Raw genomic sequence first — 17,113 nt, 5'->3', positions numbered from 1 at the left:
AACGTGAGTCCAACGTGAACCCAGGACCCGACAGCCGCCCGACACCGCTGCACCAGTTGCGGGTCGTCGAGATCAGTGACCGGATAGCCGGCAGCTACTGCGGGAAGCTGTTGCTTGACGCCGGGGCAGATGTCTGCAAAATCGAACCGCCGCAAGGGGATTCGTTGCGCCAGTACTCGGCCAGCCGTTCGCCGGTGCCGGAGGGTGACGCGACGCCGTTCTTCAGCTACCTCAACGCGGGCAAGAGCAGCATGACATTTTCGCCGGATGCCAAAGATTCGGCGCAATTTCGCGACCTGCTGGCCGCTGCCGACGTCGTGGTCGTCACTGCCGGCCGCTCGCAGGCGGCGGCCCTGGGCATCGATCCGCAGCGGCTGCTGGCCGAATCACCACAAGCGGTCATCGTCACCATCTCCGACTTCGGCTGGACCGGTCCATACGCCGACCGCGCCGCCAGCGAGTTCACGCTGCAAGCCTGGGCGGGCTCGCCCGGGTTTCGCGGCGACCCCGCCGGGCCACCCATCGCGATCGGCGGCGACCTGGGGGAGTACATGGGCGGTGTGTTCGCCGCGTTCGGCGCGCTGGCCGTGCGCGGCCGCGTCGAGCACGGCGGCCCGGGGGAGCATCTTGATTTGTCCATGCTCGAAGCGATCACCACGATGCAGAGCAGCGAATGGCTGCATTCCCAGCTGCTGCGGGTGCCGCCGATCCGCCGCACTCTCGAAGTGCCGTCGATCGAACCCGCCAAGGACGGCTACGTCGGGATCACCATGGTCACCGGTCAGCAGTGGCTCGACTTCGTGGCGATGGTCCAGTGCCCGCAGCTCGGGGAGATTGAACAGCTGCAATTTCAGATCGGCCGTTGGGACTACCGCGACTTCATCCGCGAGCACATCGGTCCCTGGATGGCCGAAAGAACCGTCGAGGAGATCGTCGAGCTCGGTCAGCTGTTTCGGTTGCCGATCGCGCCGCTGGGCAACGGAGCCACCATCCGGGACATGGAGTACACGACCGAGCGCGGGGTGTTCGTCCGCAACCCCGCCGGTTTTCATCAGCCCCGCCCGCCCTGGCTGATGTCGGAGTGCGCGCCCGCGCCGGTGCGCCCCACTGCGGCCCTCGGCACGGCCGACGATGAATCGCCTTGGCAGAAGCGTGAACTCGAGCCCAAGCCGGGACCCAACGGATCGCCGCTCGAGGGCGTTCGCATCGTCGATTTGACCGCCTTCTGGGCCGGCCCAGCCGCCACCCACCTGCTCGCCGCGTTCGGTGCCGACGTCGTCAAGGTGGAATCCATCCAGCGGCCCGACGGCATTCGTTACTCGGGCGGCATGCGCAAAGATGTCGACGACTGGTGGGAGTACGGCTGGGTGTTCCACGCGATGAACACCAACAAACGTTCGGTCACACTGGATTTAGGCTCTAGTGAGGGGCGTCGGTTGTTCCTCATGCTGGCGGCCCGCGCCGACATCGTGATCGAGAACTTCTCACCACGGGTGATGGACCACTTCGGGCTGACCGCCGATGTGCTGCTAAAACTCAACCCCAAGCTGGTCGTCGCGCGGATGCCGGCGTTCGGGCTCGATGGCCCTTGGCGCGAGCGGGTCGGATTCGCCCCCACCATGGAACAGATTGCGGGCCTGGCCTGGGTGACTGGATTGCCGGATGATCCGCCGGTGACGCCGCGCGGAGCCTGTGATCCGCTGGCCGGTGTCCACGCCGCATTCGCGGTGCTGGCCGCGCTGAACTTCGCCGAGCGCACCGGCGTGGGCCAGCAGGTCGAGCTGCCGATGATCGAAACGGTGCTGAACGTCACCGCAATCCAGCCGATCGAATCCGAGGTCTTCGGAACAACGCTGAGCCGGCGGGGTAACCGCGGTCAGGGCTGGACCATCCAGAACCTTTACCGGTGCGCCGGCCCGGGCGATGATTGGATCGCGGTGACCGTGTGCGACGACCAGCAGTGGTGCGCGCTGGTCGATCTGATGGACCGACCCTCGTGGTGCGACGAGGGCATGGCAGACATGGTCGGGCGACGGGAACGGGCCGACGAGATCGATCGCCGGTTGCAGGACTGGTTCGCGGCGCAGTCTCGGGACTCGGCGGTGGAACGGCTGGCCGGCGCGGGCATTCCCGCCGCGCCGGTGGTATCGCCATCGCTGGTCACCGAGAACCCGCAACTGCGCGATCGAGGATTCTTCGAGGAACTCGACCACCCCAGAACCGGTGCCGGCCTTTATCCCTGCCCGCCATTCGCCCAGCTGGCCGGCCAGCGTAGGTGGCTGAACCGGCCACCGCCGACCCTAGGCGAGCACAATGAAGAGGTGCTTCGCGATCGGTGCGGGCTGACCGACGAAGAACTGGCACGCCTTGCAGCCGGCGGGGTCATCGGGACCCGACCCAAGGGCGCCTAGAAAGGAGCAGCTGATGCGCGTAACCGTCGACGAGAACTTGTGTGAGGCCAACGGCTTCTGCGAATCGATCGCGGCAGACATATTCGAACTGGGCGATGCCGACGTCGTGCAGATCGCAGAGGGCGAGGTGCCGCCGGAACGCGAGATCGATGTTCGTGCCGCGGTGGATCAGTGTCCCAAGGCCGCGTTGCGGCTCGTCGACTGACGCAAAAGGGCTCTCTGGAGGCTCCATGACATCCCGAGACATGGCGAAGTACGCCGCGATGCGGCCCTATTTCGAGGTTGTCGCCGAGGCCTGAAGGGTCTGGTCGACGGGACCGATTTCTTCGATATGCACGCCGAGGACGTGCTGGTGGAGTACATCATCACTGTCCCGGACTACCCGCGCACAATCGTTGGGTGCGAAGCGCTAGCCGAGCTGTACTCCGATTACGGGGAGTCGATCGTTCAGACGCAAGATCACGCACTGGCGCGACACCTGGACCCGTTGGCGGTGTTCGCTGCATTCGGAACCACGCCGGCACCCGACACGCACTGACCGCTCAGCGCTCAGTCAGCGATATCGCCATCTCGTCATAGATCGACATATTGGTGGTCAGGTTCGGATAAGCCACTTTGGCCGGACCGATTTTGATGTCATCGCACCGCAGCAGCAGTTCGTCGAACACCGCGCGAAGTTCCGCACGCGCCAGCATTGCGCCCAGGCAGTGGTGTGGGCCCCCTCCACCGAAAGCCACGTGCGGGTTGGGGTGACGGCCGATGTCAAAGGTGAACGGCGAATCGAAGACCTCCTCGTCCCGGTTGGCCGAACGCAGCATCGACACCACCCGATCGCCCTGCGGTATGTGCTGGCCATCCATCTCGACGTCGACCTTGGCGGTGCGTGTCCAGTACGCCACCGGTGACGCCCAGCGCAGCACCTCCTCGACGGCGCCGGGCCGCAGCGCTTCCTCATCGCGATACCGTTCGATCTGCTCGGGCTTGGCAACGAACGCCTGCAGCCCGATGGCCAGCGCGTTCTTGGTGGTGTCGCTGCCCGCGAAGGTGAGCACGAAGAAGAAGAACTCGAGTTCGTTGGTGGGCAGACTGAACTGCTCACCGTCTTCACCGGTGATGACCGCCGACGCCAGCGTGCTCCAGATGTCGTCGGCGGGATTGCGCCGCTTTTCCGCGGTGAGCTCCATCGCGTAGCCGAAGATCTTGGTGTACAGGTCGATTTCGTCCTGCCGGCTCAGCCGCGCCTCGGGTGAGCGGGCCTTGAGGATGCGATCGAGCACGCCGAAGATCTCCGGCCGGTCCTCTTCCGGTATGCCGATGATGTCGCCGATGACCGTCATCGGCAGCGCGTCGGCGACATCCTCGATCCAGTCCCCGCCGCGGTTGGCCAGCAGTCGGTCGATCATCCGCGCCGCGCGCGCCCGGATGCCGTCTTCGAGCTTGGCGATCGCGCGCGGGTTGAACGCGTTGGAGATGAGCTTGCGGCGCTTGTTCAGCCCCGGCGGGTCCATGTTGATGATCGTCGGGTAGGAGGCGAACAAGCCGACCGGCTGGATCAGCGGGCCGTCCACCGCGGTGAAGGAGTCGACGTCGCGGTGCAGGCGTACCGCGTGCCGGTGCTTGGTGGTCACCCAGAAGTCACGCTGGAGCGTCCCGGAAAACAGCTGCTCGACGCCGGGCGTGAGCTCATGGCGGAAAAGCGGTCTCGTGCGCCGCAATTCGGCGAACAACTCGTCGGGAAAACCATTGCGCCACAATGTGAAATCGGACAGATCCACTGCGACAGCGGTCATCGGTAACCTCACTCCAGCCAGACACCACACGACAACCGAACGTGCCGCGTTGACGTTCAATGCTTAAGATAGTAAAAATAGACCTAGCCGTCGAACCGCGGTGAGTTTAAGGGCGGCCCAGTTGCGCTCGGCCGCGTGGGAATCGGAGTGCTCGTGACTAATACGATTTCGGACTCGGCTTCAGATTCGAGCGTGGATCCTTCGGACCAAGAGTTCGGATCGGGCATCGCGCTGTCGAAGTATCGCTACCCGACGGGATGGTTCATCGTCTGCTTCGCATCGGACCTGGCCGTCGGTGAAGTTAAGCGCGCGCACTACTTCGGCGAGGAACTGGTGATATTCCGCACCCAATCCGGCCAGGTGCACGTGATGGACGCCTACTGTCAGCACCTCGGCGCCAACATGGGCGTCGGCGGCGAGGTGGAAGGCGAGAACATCGTCTGCCCCTGGCACGGCTGGCGGTGGCGGGGCGATGGCACCAACGCCCTGATTCCGTACAGCAAGATCGGCTGCAAGACCAACGTGCGCATCCGCACCTATCCGAGCACGGAGTGGTACGGCTTCATCCTGGTGTGGCACGAACGCCACGGCCGGGCGCCGTACTGGCAGCCACCCGTGCTTCCTGAGCTCGAAACCAACGAGTATTACCCGCTGCACCCGCACACCCAGATGGTCAATCGGATCAAGGTGCATGCGCAGATGATCATCGAGAACGCCGCGGACCCCTACCACGTGCAGTACGTGCACAAGGCGGCGAACCCCGCCACCACCGCGTCGTTCGAGGTAGCGGGTTACCACCTGCACGCGACCGTCAACGCACACTTCGGCGGCGGTCGGGCGTCCACCTGGCTAACCCCTAATGGCCCGGTCGACGCCAAGATAATCTACGACAATTACTCGCTGGGACTGGGTGTCGTCCGGTTCCCCAGCGAGCTGGTGGCCACCGTCCAGGTCACCGGGCAAACCCCGGTCGACGAGGACTACACCGACTACTTCTATACCCAGGCCTCGATTCGCGAGTCCGGCGACGTCGGCGACGTGCCCACCGGTCGCGCCGCCAAATTCCTGGCGCTGCAGCAAGAGGTCATCAAACAAGACTTCTTCACCTGGGAGAACATGAAATACCTGGAGAAGCCGAACCTGGCGCCCGAGGAGGCGCGCGATTACGCCGCCCTTCGCCGCTGGGCCCATCGCTTCTACCCGGGCACCGAGCCCACGACCACCGACTTCGGCTACACCGCCGAGGGTAAGCCGGATCCGGCCGCCGCTGGGGCCTGACTGGAACCCTGATGCGCGCTGACCGGAGCGGACCCCTCGGCCCCTCCGATTTCGGTGTCGACCGTTTCACCGTGCCCGCCGTGCTGGATCGCCGGGCCGAGCAGTATCCCGACCGCGTGATGATGGCGATCGCGGGTGTCGAGGTGACCTTCGAACAGATGCGCCAGCGGTCCTGCGCGGCGGCGAACATCTTGGCTGACTTGGGTGTTGGGCGCGGTGACTGTGTGGCGCTGTTCACCGCCACCTGCCCGGAATGGGTCTACTTCTGGCTGGGCGCGGCGCGCATCGGCGCGGTGAGCGCGGCGGTGAACGCCGCAAACAAAGGCGACTTCCTGCTGCACACCCTTCGGTTGTCGCGGGCCAAGGTGATCCTCACCGACGCCGAGCGACGACCCCGCGTCGATGAGGTTGCCGGCCAATTGGAAACCGTGACTGACGTTATGGTGCAAGGTGATTCGCTCACCGACGCGCTGATGCGTCCGGCTGGCGTGCCCGACAGCTCCGCGGCGGCCGAGGACGTGGGGTGCCTGTTCTTCACGTCGGGCACCACCGGGCCGTCGAAGGCGGTTGCCACCACATGGCACTACCTGTTCTCGGTGGCCGCGACTGTCGCGTCGGCCTGGCAATTCGGTCCGGGCGAGGTGCTGTGGACCGCGATGCCACTGTTCCATCTGAGCGCGGCGCCGAGCGTGCTGGCGCCGATGCTGGTTGGCGGGACAACCGCGCTCGCCGGCGCGTTTCATCCCGGCGAGGTGTGGGACGACGTGCGTGCCCGCGGTGCCATCGGCTTCGCCGGCGCCGGCGCCATGGTGTCGATGTTGCATAACCTGCCCGCGGATCCGCGCGACGCACAGCTGCCGCTGCGCTTCATCTCCGCGGCGCCCATCGAAGCGAACTCCTACCACGAGATCGAAAAGCGCTACGCCTGCAAGATCGTCACCATGTACGGGATGACGGAGGCCTTTCCGATCGCCGTCAAAGGGGTGGCAGACGACGGGGTTCCCGGAACGTCGGGGCGACCGAACCCGAATTTCGACGTGCGCATCGTTGACGCCGACGGCAATCCGCTGCCGGCCGGAGCCATTGGCGAGATCGCCTGCCGGCCCAGATACCCGCACGTGATTAGCCAGGGCTATGTCAGTCAGGGGGTCAGTCAGGGGGTCAGTCAGGGGGTCAGTCAGGGTTCACAGGTGGAGCCGCACCAGGAGTGGTTTCGCACCGGCGACTTGGGAAAACTCGATAGCGATCACAACCTGACCTACGTCGACCGGATCAAGGATGCTCTGCGCAGGCGCGGCGAGAACGTGTCGTCGGTGGAAGTGGAGACGGTGGTCATGCGCCATCCGGCGGTGCTGGAGGCCGCGGCCGTAGGCGTGCCCAGTCAGTTGGGTGAGGACGACATCTTGCTGATCGTCACGTTGCGCCCCGGAGCTGTGCTGGATTACGCGGAGTTGCTCGACTTCTGCGCCGCCCGCATGCCGTACTTCTGCGTGCCCCGGTTCGTTGAAACCCTCGATGAGCTCCCGAAGAATGTGATCGGACGGATTCGCAAAGACCTCTTGCGCAGCCGGGGCCTCAGTACTGGTGCGTGGGATCGCGAACGACACGGATACATCGTTAGCCGCTAAGTTACGCCAATGTTACGTAGTAGACGTTAAGTTAAGTTATTGTTACGTTCAATCGTTCGCTCGTCCCCTTATCCGCCGTCCTTCCCAGAGAGGCTGAAGAGCACAGATGACCACCATGAGCTATCAGGAACAACAGATGCTCGCCGCCGCAACGGGCCGAGCCGCCATCCTGAATCTGAACGCCCGGCACAACCGCGCCTACTCCGACGGCGACCGCGACGCCTGGATCGCCACCTTCCGCCACTCCGGGGCCACCTATATCCGCGACCACGACGTGTTCACCGATCTCCGCATGGCATTCGACGGCGGCGATAACCAGCGTCTGGTCTGCGTGGATCACGAGATCCAAGTCGACGGCGTGCACGCCATCCAGCGCTGTGTCGCCGTGCTGTACGCCGCCATGTATGGCGAAACCACACTGCGGGCCACCGGGACATTCCGGGACGAGCTGATCTACGAGCGCGGCGGCTGGTACTACACGTCCCGCGAACTTGCGTGGGATTCGGTGCCCAGCCGGCACCCGCTCGTCATGTAAGCGGTAGCGATACGTGGAGCGGGACCTGAGCTACCAGCTGGCTTTCGGTACCTACGAAGATGCGCTGCGGATGGTCGGCGCAGCAAGCGAACCGCGAACCGCGGCCACGGCCGTCAGTGGCGCGCGCATCCAGTTGTTCGCCGCGATGGTCCACGATGGCAATCGCTCGTATTGGGACGCCGAATATGCTCGGCAGCGATGGGGTGGTCTGCTGGCCCCGCCGGCTTTGTTGATGGGATGGCTGATACCTCCGCCGTGGCAGCCACCCCAACAAGGAAGCGCCAGGCCGGCGGGCTTGGTGTTGCGGATACCGCTGCCGGGCACGACATTCATCAACGCGGCCAACGATGTTGAGTTTCTCGAGCCCATCGTCGAGGGCGATCTGCTCACCGTGGTCGAGGAACTGGTGTCGGTGTCGCCGGAGAAGACGACCCGCCTGGGTGTCGGCCACTTCGTTCAAACGCTCGAGACCTTTTGTCGCCAGGACGGCACGGTAGTCGCCCGGAACCGAAACACGTTGTTCCGCTTCACCCCTGCGACCGCGTCGTGACCGGTGAGGATCTGGACTGGAACGAAATCGACGTTCAGGTCGAGCTGCCAGAAGTGGTCGACCAGATCACTTACCAACGCGTCGTGGAGAACGCCGGAGCAACGTGGGACTATTTCGCCGGCCATTTCGATCCCGTCTATGCCCAAAGCCAGGGCAACCCAACGATTTACGTCAACACCATGCACCTCGCCGGATTCGCCGACCGCGTGGCGACCGATTGGGCCGGCCCGGGCAGTCGCGTGGTGCGCCGCTCGCTACGACTGGCCGGCTCGGTCTATGCCGGCGACACCATGGTCGGCCGGGGGCGGGTGGTGGCCAAGCGGTGTGACACCTCGGTCGACCCGCCGCGCTACCTCGTCGACATCCAGATCGAAGTGACCAACCAGCACGGCCAGCTTTGCTGCCCGGTCGAGCTCACCCTGCGGCTGCCCCGTTCTGAGGGGTGACGGGACCGGCGCTTCGCTTCTTTGGTCAGTCGGCCTTCTGCCAGGTCTGGCAGCTACGCGTCAAAAACGCCGTGTCACTCGGCTGGATCATTACCACCTGAGGACCGTTGCTGATGTTGTTGGTGATGATGTCGCTTGGATTGAGACTTCTGAGCCTCGCCCAATAGCAATCGGATTCTCCGCTGGGGCTGGGACCGCCGGAGTGATAGGTGCCTGGCAAAATATCGGTACCGACCCGATACGTGCCATCGGTTTCGATGATTGTTTTCGGGGCGGATGGGGGCGGCGGACCGGTCACCGTAACTGTCTTCGTGATTTCCAGTGTGGACGTCAGCGTCACCGCCGCTTGCTGGTTTGACCCACCGCAACCTGTGAGAACCATCGCCGCTCCAGCGACAACGGCTTTCTTCCACTGCATTGAAGGAGGGTAAGCACAGGTGTGATGACCCTGTCGCCATTTTCGCGGTGAGGGGAATGCGGCGGGCCCCGGTTGTCACAGCGGCGGCATCTTCCCGTTGCAAACCACTGACTGCAGCTCGACATACTCGTGGAGCCCCTCGGGCCCGAACTCGCGTCCGATGCCCGATTGCTTGAAGCCGCCGAACGGGCTGCTGATGTCGAGCATGTACATATTGATGCCGTAGGTTCCGGTGCGCACACCGGCAGTGATCTGTAGGCCGTGGGCCGTGTCGGCGGTCCAGACCGAACCGGCCAGGCCGTAGTCGCTGTTGTTGGCGATTCGGACCGCATCGTCCTCGTCGGTATAGCGCAAAACGGTCAAGACCGGGCCGAAGATCTCCTCGCGTGCGATGCGCATGTCATTGGTGGCGTCGGCGAACAGCGTCGGGCGCACATACCAGCCGCGCTCGGCCGGACTGTCGTGACCACCGAGCACCACGCGGGCGCCTTCCTGTTGCCCGGACCGGATGAAGTCCTGGACCCGACGTTGTTGCCGTTGGGCGACAAGGGGTCCGATGTCGGTTGCCTCGTCGTCGGGATCTCCGACGCGCAAGCCCGACATCATCTCGGCCAGCGCGTCGACGAATTCATCGTGGCGGCGTTCGCTGACCAGGATGCGGGTCTGCGCGACACAGGCCTGGCCGTTGTTCATCAGGGCGGCCGACTTCAACCCGGCCACGGTCTTGCCGACGTCGGCGTCGTCGAGAATGATCGCCGCCGACTTGCCGCCCAGTTCCAGGCTCACCCGCTTGAGCTGCTCTCCGCACAGGGCGGCGATCCGGCGCCCGGCGGCACTGGAACCGGTGAAGGCGATCTTGTCCACACCGAGATGGCGCACCAGCGCCTCGCCGACATCCGGCCCGCCGGGTAGCACCGACACGACCCCTTCGGGGAGGCCGACCTGCTCGATCATCTCGGCCAGCCACAAAGCGTCGAGCGGTGTTTCGGGTGCCGGCTTGATGATGACCGCGCAACCGGCGATGAGCGCGGGAATCAGTTTGGGCATGATCAGGCATTGCGGCACATTCCACGGCACGATCGCGCCGACCACGCCTACCGGGGCCCGGCGCAGGTGCGCTTGGCCGAGCACACCCTGGCGACGTTCCACCCAGGGAAACTCGCGGGCGACCGCCAACGTCAGATGCATCATCGAGGCCGCACCGGCCGCCTGGCCCAGCCTGCTGAAACTGCGCGGAGAGCCCATCTCCGCGGTGATCAGATCGGCCATTTCGTCGATGTGGCGCGCGTAGACGGCGGCCAGTTCCTCGATCTTGCTCATCCGCTCGTGCGGATCCATCCGCGGCCACGGACCGTGGTCGAAAGCATGCCGCGCGGCAGCAACGGCCGCGTCGACATCCTCGGGACCGGCCACCTGCGCGTGGCCGATGGGCTGTTCGGAGTGCGGGGAAATGACCGCGAGCTGTTGCGGGTTGGCGGGCTTGCGCCAGCGCCCTCCGATGAACAGTTCGTCATAGGAGCGGTGATTTTCCGTCATCGGTCGAGTACCTCTAGGGCCGTAACTTCGCTATTGCTGCTAACATAGCAAAAAAGAGCGATAGGAAGCCGACACCGTGCGCGACGAACTTCCGGTGGCCGCGGACGGCGCCGTTCGGGTCGTGACGATCAATCGCCCGCAGTCGGCCGTTCCCGACGGACACGAGGCCTGAATGAATTGGCGCGCTTACCCTTTCCAGTTGGTGCCCGGTGACAGCCAGTTGGAGTTTCCCGCCGCCGAAGGCGAACACCCCGACCAGGAGTCCGACACCTGGTTCATCGCCGGACAACTCGACGCGGCCGCGACAGGCCGGTCTTTTGCCTTCCTGACCATCTTCAACAAGAACCAGCCCGGCGGAACCGTCGTCGCGGACTTCTACACCTTGGCGCTTTTCGATCTGGACACCGGCGATTACGGCACCTACACCGACTACGACATGCCACCGGCCAACATGAAGCCGGGTGCGCAGCGCAAGCTGACCATGGCTACTGGATACCTGGACATCAGTTACCAGAGCAGCGCCGGCACCGCGTCATGGATCGCTAGCCGCGACGCGGACGGGGAACTGCTGCCCTATACCTATGCCGTCAACCTTGTCGGCGAGGACCATGCCGACCGGTCCATGCAGCTCGAGTTGGCCGTAACACCGACGCGCGCACCGACACCGGTGGGCGCGTCGACCTACAACGGCAAGATGGCCTGCTTCGGCCAGCCCGACACGTACTCCTACTTCCAGACCGGAATGGTGATGACCGGAACCCTGCGCTGGGGCGAGTCTGTCGAGGAGGTCAGCGGCACCGCCGGGCACATCGACCGGCAGTGGTTTCCGAAATACGCCGGCGGCGGAACCGGGGGAGACCCGCGAGCCCGCTCGCACGAATGGCGCACCATCCATTTCGACAACGGCGTCGACATGAGCATCTGGCGCCAGTTCGACCGCACGAATGGCAATGCGCTGCAACCGTTTACCGGTGTGACAGTCAGCTACCCCGACCCCGCCGTACCGCCCGAGTGCGCCGAGGACGTCGAGGTCACGGTCAGCAGCTATGTGAAGTGGCCGAATTCGATACGGCCCCTGGTGCGCCCACTCGCTGCGGCCCGGTACATGCCTGATCGTCATCGGATCACCTGTGACACAATGCAACTGGACGTCGTCGGGGAGCCGCTGGTGCCGGCCCCCGCGCACGGCCTGCCGATCGAATACATGGAAGGCCCGTACCGCTACCGCGGAACGCTGCGGGGTGAACCGGTGACCGGCTTCGCGTTCAACGAGCGTTCGCTCGCACTGTATCGGGACTGGGAACTAATCGAGGTGCTGGCCACGACCGTCGCGAACATAGAACCGCCCGATCCGGATCTGCGGACCGCGGTGGATCAGCTGGCGCCTTTGGTGGCCGCGGGCCGCCACGACGAGGCGCGCGAATTGTTGGCGAAGGTGCGGCTTGGCCAAAACGGGATGCTCGCAACGCTTCTCGACGATCTGATCGCCGTGCTGGCCGGCGGTAGTGGGGACGCCGCGCGCCCAAACTGAAACCACGTACACGGTCTGCGGCGTGTCGTGTGCGTGTGCGCAGTGTCGCGAAAGGCGTCAGGTTCGGCGCGAGGCCGCCAGAGCCTGCTGCCAGGTGATGTGGCGATGCTGAAGCCCCGGCTCGTTGCGCCCGAACACCAGATGGTCGCGGGCGCCCGACTCGAGGTTGGCTTGCAGTCCCTCGACTAACCGATAGTCCTCGTCGCGAACGGTGGCATGCGCGTAGTCGAAGACGGCTTGCGCGCCGGCGGCAACGGAGTCGTCGGACAAGTCCAGCGGCGTCGAGTTCTGGTGCACGGTGATCGACCTGCCCGGTTGCTCACCCGGATAGACACGGAACAACTCGCCGTTGGCTATCGTCACGGACAGCACGATGTTGGGGAAAAGCGCATAAATCACGACCATGTTGTGGAACGGGTCCCATTGTTCTTCGGGGACATTATCCAGTTCGAGGATCGTGTTGAGCGGAAAGATCAGCCGGTGGTGCGGTCCGTACGAATCAAAGACCGTGCAATTGCTGCGCGCGATGGTGGCGAAGGTCTGCTTGTGCACGGTGGCGAAGTGGTAGTTCTCCGCGAAGGTGTCGACGGCCAGTTTCCAATTGATGGGGGAGTCGAGCACCTTTTCGCCCAGCGGAGACCACCGCCCGATGCCCCACGAGTCAAGCTCGTCGGCCAGCGGTCCCAGGTGTGCGGCGATGTCCAGGGTGGTGCCGGGATCCAGTGCCACCCAGAGGAACCCGGCGAACTCGGTGGCGGGCAGCTCGGTCAAACCGTCGGACTTGGGGGTCACGTCCGGGAAGCCCTCGCGGCCGGGCACCGAAACCAATCGCCCGGTGTTGTCGTAGGTCCACGAGTGGTACGGGCAGGTGAATCGTTTGGCGCTGCCACACCCCGTCGCCACCTGTGACTGCCGGTGCAAGCAGACGTTCTCGAACGCCTTGACCGACCCGTCCGACGTTCTGGTCAGCAGGATCGATCGCCCCATCACCGTCTTGGTGCAGTACGAACCCGGATCAGGGAGTTCCGAGACATAGCCGACCAGCTGCGGGCTGGCCAACAGCATGGCACGGTCCTGGTTGTGTCGGTCCTGCGAGGTGTACTCCCGCGCATCGACCGTGTGCTGGCGGGGCGCAAGGTCGGTCGCTTTGTCGCGTGCCAGCTTCAGGGCGCGCCGGGTCAGATCGATGAGCTGGTCGCGATCCATCGGAATTCCCCTGCAGTTGAGTGTCGTCCCGGGGCCGGAACGCCTGCATCGTTGACTCTAACTTTATTAAGTTAATAGTGACAGCGGTAATTTCGGGAGAATCGCGTCGGATCGTTCGAGGCGTGGAGGCAAAGTTGCTCTGCTAGGCTCGCTGTCGCGAGTCAACTGCTTCGCCAGACCCTGGGCTGGGAGAGTGATTGGCCATGGCCGCTGACCCACTGGACTCGGCAGCAATCGACTCCGCTGTGGCGCATGCCTATTCGTCGCATCGGCATAACTCCCGGGGACGCACCGCGAAGTACATCCCCGCGCTCGCCGACGTCGACCCGAGCCTTTTCGCTTTGTGCGCGACGACTCCCGACGGCCACACCGCCGCGATCGGAGACGTTGAGCACCAGTTTCCGATTGAGTCCATTTCGAAGATATTCACGTTGGCGTTGGTGATCGAGCAGCGGGGCCATCGCGTGGCGCGTGCCAAGCTGGGTGCCAACCCGACCGGAGGCGCGTTCGATTCGGTGCTGGCCCTCGAGCTGCACCACGACAAGCCGACGTCGCCCTTGGTCAACGCGGGCGCGATGGCGACGACCAGCTTCGTGAGGGCCTCGGACCCTGCCGACCGATGGCGCAAAATCCTGGATATCCAGAGCGCGTTCGCGGGGCGCCCGCTGTCCATCAGCGAGGAGATCAATGCTTCCGAGCAGGCCACCAACGCCCACAACAAGGCCATCGCCTGGCTGATGTACAGCACGGGAACGCTTTTCTGCGATCCGATGGAAGCGTGCACGGTGTACACCCAGCAGTGTTCGACGATGCTGAACACCGCCGACTTGGCGACCATGGGCGCAACGCTGGCCGCCGGCGGAGTGAATCCCCACACCGGCGTGCGGGTCATGGCGGACTCCAACGTCCGTTATGTGCTGGCTGAAATGGTGATGGAGGGGATGTATACGCAGTCCGGGGACTGGGCCTACACGGTCGGGGTGCCCGCTAAGAGCGGGGTCGGCGGGGGCGTGCTGGCGGTCGTACCTGGCCGACTCGCGGTGGCCGCCTTCTCGCCGAAATTGAATTCCGCCGGCAACAGTGTGCGCGGTTGGTTTGCCGTGGCAGACGTTGTGAACCGGCTGAAGTTGGGCCTGTTCGACACCCCTGAAAAAGCAATGTGAGGAGCGATCGTGGCACCCGCAGATCCCCCGCCCCACCCCACACCTCACAATGTCCAGCCGCCGCCGGCTCCCAGCGCCGCACCCGCGCGCACCGCGCCCGCCGAACTGACAGACGAGCAGCGGGGTTGGCTTGCGAAGGCTTTGCGGCGCGATGTCGACGGGTGGGTGCACGTCTCGATCGGTGGCGCACCGTTCGAACGCGGGTTTCAGTACGGCTACCTGATCGCTGACGAGTACGCCGAGTCGATTCGGGTCTATCGGGAGATGACCTATCAGGACATCGGCATGACCTACGACTTTTTCGTCGGCCAGGCCGTCGAACTGCACGGCGCGAAAATCCCATCCGAACTGCTCACCGAAATCGAAGGTGTGGCAGCCGGTTTGACCGCAGCCGGGGTTCCCTCGACATTCGAGGACGTGCTGGGGATCAACGACTGGATGGAGTTGACCGGTTACTGGTGGCCCAAGAATTCGGGCCGCTACACCGCGCTCGCCCCGACCGGCGGGGAGGGCAATCACTGCAGCGCGTTCATCGCGACCGGCAGTGCGACCAGCGACGGTTCAATCGTGCTGGGCCACAATAGCTTCACCGACTTCTGGCAGGGCCAGTTCGAGAACGTCATCCTCGACCTGACTCCCGCGGAAGGCAATCGGATGGTCATGCAGACTGCGCCCGGCTGGATCGCGAGCATGACCGACTTCTGGTTGTCGTCGTCGGGTCTGGCGATCACCGAAACCACCATCGGCGGATACGAGGGTTATAAGGGGTATGACGAGACACGGACGCCGGAGTTCTGCCGGGCCCGGGTTGCAACCCAGTACGCCAACGACATCGACCACTGGATCAGCCTGATGAACGCCGAAAACAATGGCGGGTACGCGAACTCGTGGTTGATCGGCGACATCAAGACCGGTGAGATCGCGCGCTACGAGGAAGGCCTGCTGTATCAGAGCCTGGCGCGCAAAACCGACGGCTATTACTGGGGTGACAATGCACCGACCGATCCACGGATTCGCAACCTGGAATGCTTTGGGACGGGGTTCAGCGATATCCGCACACCCAACGGGGCCCGCCAGGTGCGTTGGCAACAGCTGCTCGGAGAGGCCGACGGACGGATCGACGTGGAGGTCGGCAAGCGCATGATCGGTGACACCTTCGACCCATACCTCAACTACACGCGCCCGTCGGCGCGTACCATCTGCGCGCATTCCGACGAAGATCCTTGCGAGAACAGTGGTTTGACGCCCTTTACTCCGTTTGGATCCGTCGATGCGAAGGTCGCCTGCACCGCCGACATCGCCGGCATGAACCTGTGGGCGCGGTACGGGCGGGCCGACGGTGCACCGTTCGACGCTGACGAATTCCTGCGCCGGCACCCGCAATGGAACTGGCAGAAGGGGTACCTGAAGAGTCGCCCGCAACAGCCCTGGACGTACTTCGCCATCACGGCCGACAAGGGATAGCGTCGATGCGCGGGTTCCGCTGCCCGAACTGCGGCTCCGCAGTGGCCTTCGAAGAACAATGCTGTTCGGCTTGCGCGACTGAGGTGGCATTCCACAAGCCCTGGATGTCGATAGCACTCGCCCCGGCGGCCGGGACATCCACCATGATCGAGGACACGGCATGGGTGCGCTGCGCCCATTGGGATCGAGGCTGCAACTGGCTGGTCGAGGCGGACTCGCCGACCGGTGTGCGCTTCGCAGACGGTTTCGTCCGGACCGGGCCGGATCCGGACGACACCGAGGCGCAAAGCGAACTGGCCAGCACCCTGAAAGCCCTGCGGCGACTGGTCTTCCAACTGCTCGATCAAAGTTTGCCGATCACGCCATTCCACGAGGACCCGAAGGGCCTGGCATTCGATTTGATTTCGAGCAAGTCCGTGGGGCATCCGGTGACGATGGGACACGTCAACGGCGTCATCACGATCGATCTGGCCGAATCGCTTGAGCTGTACCGAGAACGGCAGCGGATCATCCTCAAAGAGCCTTACCGCACCATGCTCGGTCACATGCGCCACGAGGTCGGCCACTACTACGAGATGATCTTGATCACCGGCGGCGCGCTCATCGACGAGGCCCGCTCCTTCTTCGGCGACGAGCGCCGCAACTACCAGGCCGCGCTGGCGGACTATTACGCCGGACACGTCCCGGATCAGTGGGAACACGACTACATCTCGCACTACGCGACCGCCCACCCCTTCGAGGACTGGGCGGAGACCTTCGCCCACTATCTGCACATCACGGGAACCTTGGCGACCGCCGCCGACTCCGGGATGATGCTGCGCGCCGATCGGGTGCACTTCGACCTCGACGCCGACATCGACCCGCGGGTCCACTACGGCGAAGGCGACTTCGAAGCGCTCGTGCACGACTGGGAGGTGCTCTCCGGCGTGCTCAACCGGGTGAACCACGCGATGGGCAAGGAGGCCCTCTACCCCTTTCGGCTCAACCTTCCGGTGGTGGCCAAGCTCGGCTTCGTCCACGACGTGCTCAGCACGGCCGCCGAGGACAACAAAACGGCCGCATCCCATGGCGCATAAGGCAGCCACCGGGGCGCGCGATGCGTCAATGTGATACACATGTGACCAGTGAGGCCAGTGTGTCAAATGGTGTTTGTGTCG

16 protein-coding genes are annotated in these 17,113 nt (G+C 64.4%); 12 read left to right on the top strand and 4 right to left on the bottom strand.

Features of this window, described 5'->3' with window-relative positions; translation table 11 throughout:
• The first annotated feature begins 14 nt into the window (after nucleotides 1-14).
• From ACLP9N_RS30950 to ACLP9N_RS30940, 3 genes are all read left to right on the top strand, one after another.
• Complete coding sequence (locus ACLP9N_RS30950; protein ID WP_442410955.1) at nucleotides 15-2,411, top strand: CoA transferase; 2,397 nt, start codon at nucleotides 15-17, stop codon at nucleotides 2,409-2,411.
• 13 nt (nucleotides 2,412-2,424) lie between these two features.
• Nucleotides 2,425-2,616: a ferredoxin gene (locus ACLP9N_RS30945; RefSeq protein ID WP_442410954.1), complete on the top strand. Its 192-nt coding sequence runs from the start codon at nucleotides 2,425-2,427 to the stop codon at nucleotides 2,614-2,616.
• Between the two features lie 126 nt (nucleotides 2,617-2,742).
• The gene (locus ACLP9N_RS30940; RefSeq protein WP_442410953.1) at nucleotides 2,743-2,949 is read left to right on the top strand and encodes a hypothetical protein; all 207 of its coding nucleotides are present in this window, start codon (nucleotides 2,743-2,745) and stop codon (nucleotides 2,947-2,949) included.
• 4 nt (nucleotides 2,950-2,953) lie between these two features.
• Here ACLP9N_RS30940 and ACLP9N_RS30935 read toward each other — a convergent pair whose 3' ends face one another.
• Nucleotides 2,954-4,261 (bottom strand): cytochrome P450, encoded by a 1,308-nt coding sequence (locus tag ACLP9N_RS30935; protein WP_442410952.1) that lies wholly within the window; start codon nucleotides 4,259-4,261, stop codon nucleotides 2,954-2,956.
• A gap of 93 nt (nucleotides 4,262-4,354) precedes the next feature.
• Between ACLP9N_RS30935 and ACLP9N_RS30930 the strand changes: the two genes are divergently transcribed.
• The 5 genes from ACLP9N_RS30930 to ACLP9N_RS30910 all read left to right on the top strand — a co-directional run bounded on the left by ACLP9N_RS30930 (nucleotide 4,355) and on the right by ACLP9N_RS30910 (nucleotide 8,638).
• Nucleotides 4,355-5,479 carry a Rieske 2Fe-2S domain-containing protein gene (locus ACLP9N_RS30930; protein ID WP_442410951.1) on the top strand — a complete coding sequence of 375 codons (1,125 nt, stop codon included), beginning with the start codon at nucleotides 4,355-4,357 and terminating at the stop codon, nucleotides 5,477-5,479.
• A gap of 11 nt (nucleotides 5,480-5,490) precedes the next feature.
• Nucleotides 5,491-7,107 (top strand): AMP-binding protein, encoded by a 1,617-nt coding sequence (locus tag ACLP9N_RS30925; RefSeq protein ID WP_442410950.1) that lies wholly within the window; start codon nucleotides 5,491-5,493, stop codon nucleotides 7,105-7,107.
• A gap of 106 nt (nucleotides 7,108-7,213) precedes the next feature.
• The gene (locus ACLP9N_RS30920; RefSeq protein ID WP_442410949.1) at nucleotides 7,214-7,642 is read left to right on the top strand and encodes a nuclear transport factor 2 family protein; all 429 of its coding nucleotides are present in this window, start codon (nucleotides 7,214-7,216) and stop codon (nucleotides 7,640-7,642) included.
• 70 nt (nucleotides 7,643-7,712) lie between these two features.
• Nucleotides 7,713-8,192 carry an FAS1-like dehydratase domain-containing protein gene (locus ACLP9N_RS30915; protein ID WP_442410963.1) on the top strand — a complete coding sequence of 160 codons (480 nt, stop codon included), beginning with the start codon at nucleotides 7,713-7,715 and terminating at the stop codon, nucleotides 8,190-8,192.
• Complete coding sequence (locus ACLP9N_RS30910) at nucleotides 8,189-8,638, top strand: MaoC family dehydratase (protein ID WP_442410948.1); 450 nt, start codon at nucleotides 8,189-8,191, stop codon at nucleotides 8,636-8,638. Before ACLP9N_RS30915 ends, ACLP9N_RS30910 begins: the two co-directional genes overlap by 4 nt.
• A 25-nt stretch (nucleotides 8,639-8,663) precedes the next feature.
• On the opposite strand, the gene ACLP9N_RS30905 is transcribed toward ACLP9N_RS30910, so the two are convergent.
• Both ACLP9N_RS30905 and ACLP9N_RS30900 read right to left on the bottom strand, forming a co-directional pair.
• A complete protein-coding gene (locus tag ACLP9N_RS30905; RefSeq protein ID WP_442410947.1) occupies nucleotides 8,664-9,056 on the bottom strand; it encodes a hypothetical protein in 393 nt (130 codons plus the stop codon).
• A 75-nt stretch (nucleotides 9,057-9,131) separates the two neighbouring features.
• Complete coding sequence (locus tag ACLP9N_RS30900) at nucleotides 9,132-10,592, bottom strand: aldehyde dehydrogenase (RefSeq protein WP_442410946.1); 1,461 nt, start codon at nucleotides 10,590-10,592, stop codon at nucleotides 9,132-9,134.
• 172 nt (nucleotides 10,593-10,764) lie between these two features.
• Here ACLP9N_RS30900 and ACLP9N_RS30895 point away from each other — a divergent pair, with 172 nt between their 5' ends.
• Entirely contained in the window at nucleotides 10,765-12,123 is a 1,359-nt protein-coding gene (locus tag ACLP9N_RS30895; protein ID WP_442410945.1) for a secreted hydrolase, read from the top strand.
• 57 nt (nucleotides 12,124-12,180) lie between these two features.
• Here ACLP9N_RS30895 and ACLP9N_RS30890 read toward each other — a convergent pair whose 3' ends face one another.
• Nucleotides 12,181-13,329 carry an aromatic ring-hydroxylating oxygenase subunit alpha gene (locus tag ACLP9N_RS30890; protein WP_442410944.1) on the bottom strand — a complete coding sequence of 383 codons (1,149 nt, stop codon included), beginning with the start codon at nucleotides 13,327-13,329 and terminating at the stop codon, nucleotides 12,181-12,183.
• Between the two features lie 203 nt (nucleotides 13,330-13,532).
• On the opposite strand from ACLP9N_RS30890, the gene glsA reads away from it, so the two are divergent.
• Genes glsA through ACLP9N_RS30875 form a run of 3 tightly spaced genes read left to right on the top strand, consistent with a single transcriptional unit; the run spans nucleotide 13,533 to nucleotide 17,032 of the window.
• Complete coding sequence (gene glsA, locus ACLP9N_RS30885) at nucleotides 13,533-14,492, top strand: glutaminase A (RefSeq protein WP_442410943.1); 960 nt, start codon at nucleotides 13,533-13,535, stop codon at nucleotides 14,490-14,492.
• Between the two features lie 9 nt (nucleotides 14,493-14,501).
• Complete coding sequence (locus ACLP9N_RS30880; RefSeq protein WP_442410942.1) at nucleotides 14,502-15,956, top strand: C45 family autoproteolytic acyltransferase/hydolase; 1,455 nt, start codon at nucleotides 14,502-14,504, stop codon at nucleotides 15,954-15,956.
• On the top strand, nucleotides 15,875-17,032 hold the full coding sequence (locus ACLP9N_RS30875; protein ID WP_442410941.1) for a zinc-binding metallopeptidase family protein: 1,158 nt from the start codon (nucleotides 15,875-15,877) through the stop codon (nucleotides 17,030-17,032). Before ACLP9N_RS30880 ends, ACLP9N_RS30875 begins: the two co-directional genes overlap by 82 nt.
• Nucleotides 17,033-17,113 lie beyond the last annotated feature (81 nt).

The organism is Mycobacterium sp., from assembly GCF_052144515.1.
In the GTDB taxonomy this organism is placed as follows: Bacteria; Actinomycetota; Actinomycetes; order Mycobacteriales; family Mycobacteriaceae; genus Mycobacterium.
The sequence above is the reverse complement of the archived record's forward strand: the minus strand, read 5'-3'. Positions and strand labels throughout refer to the sequence as shown.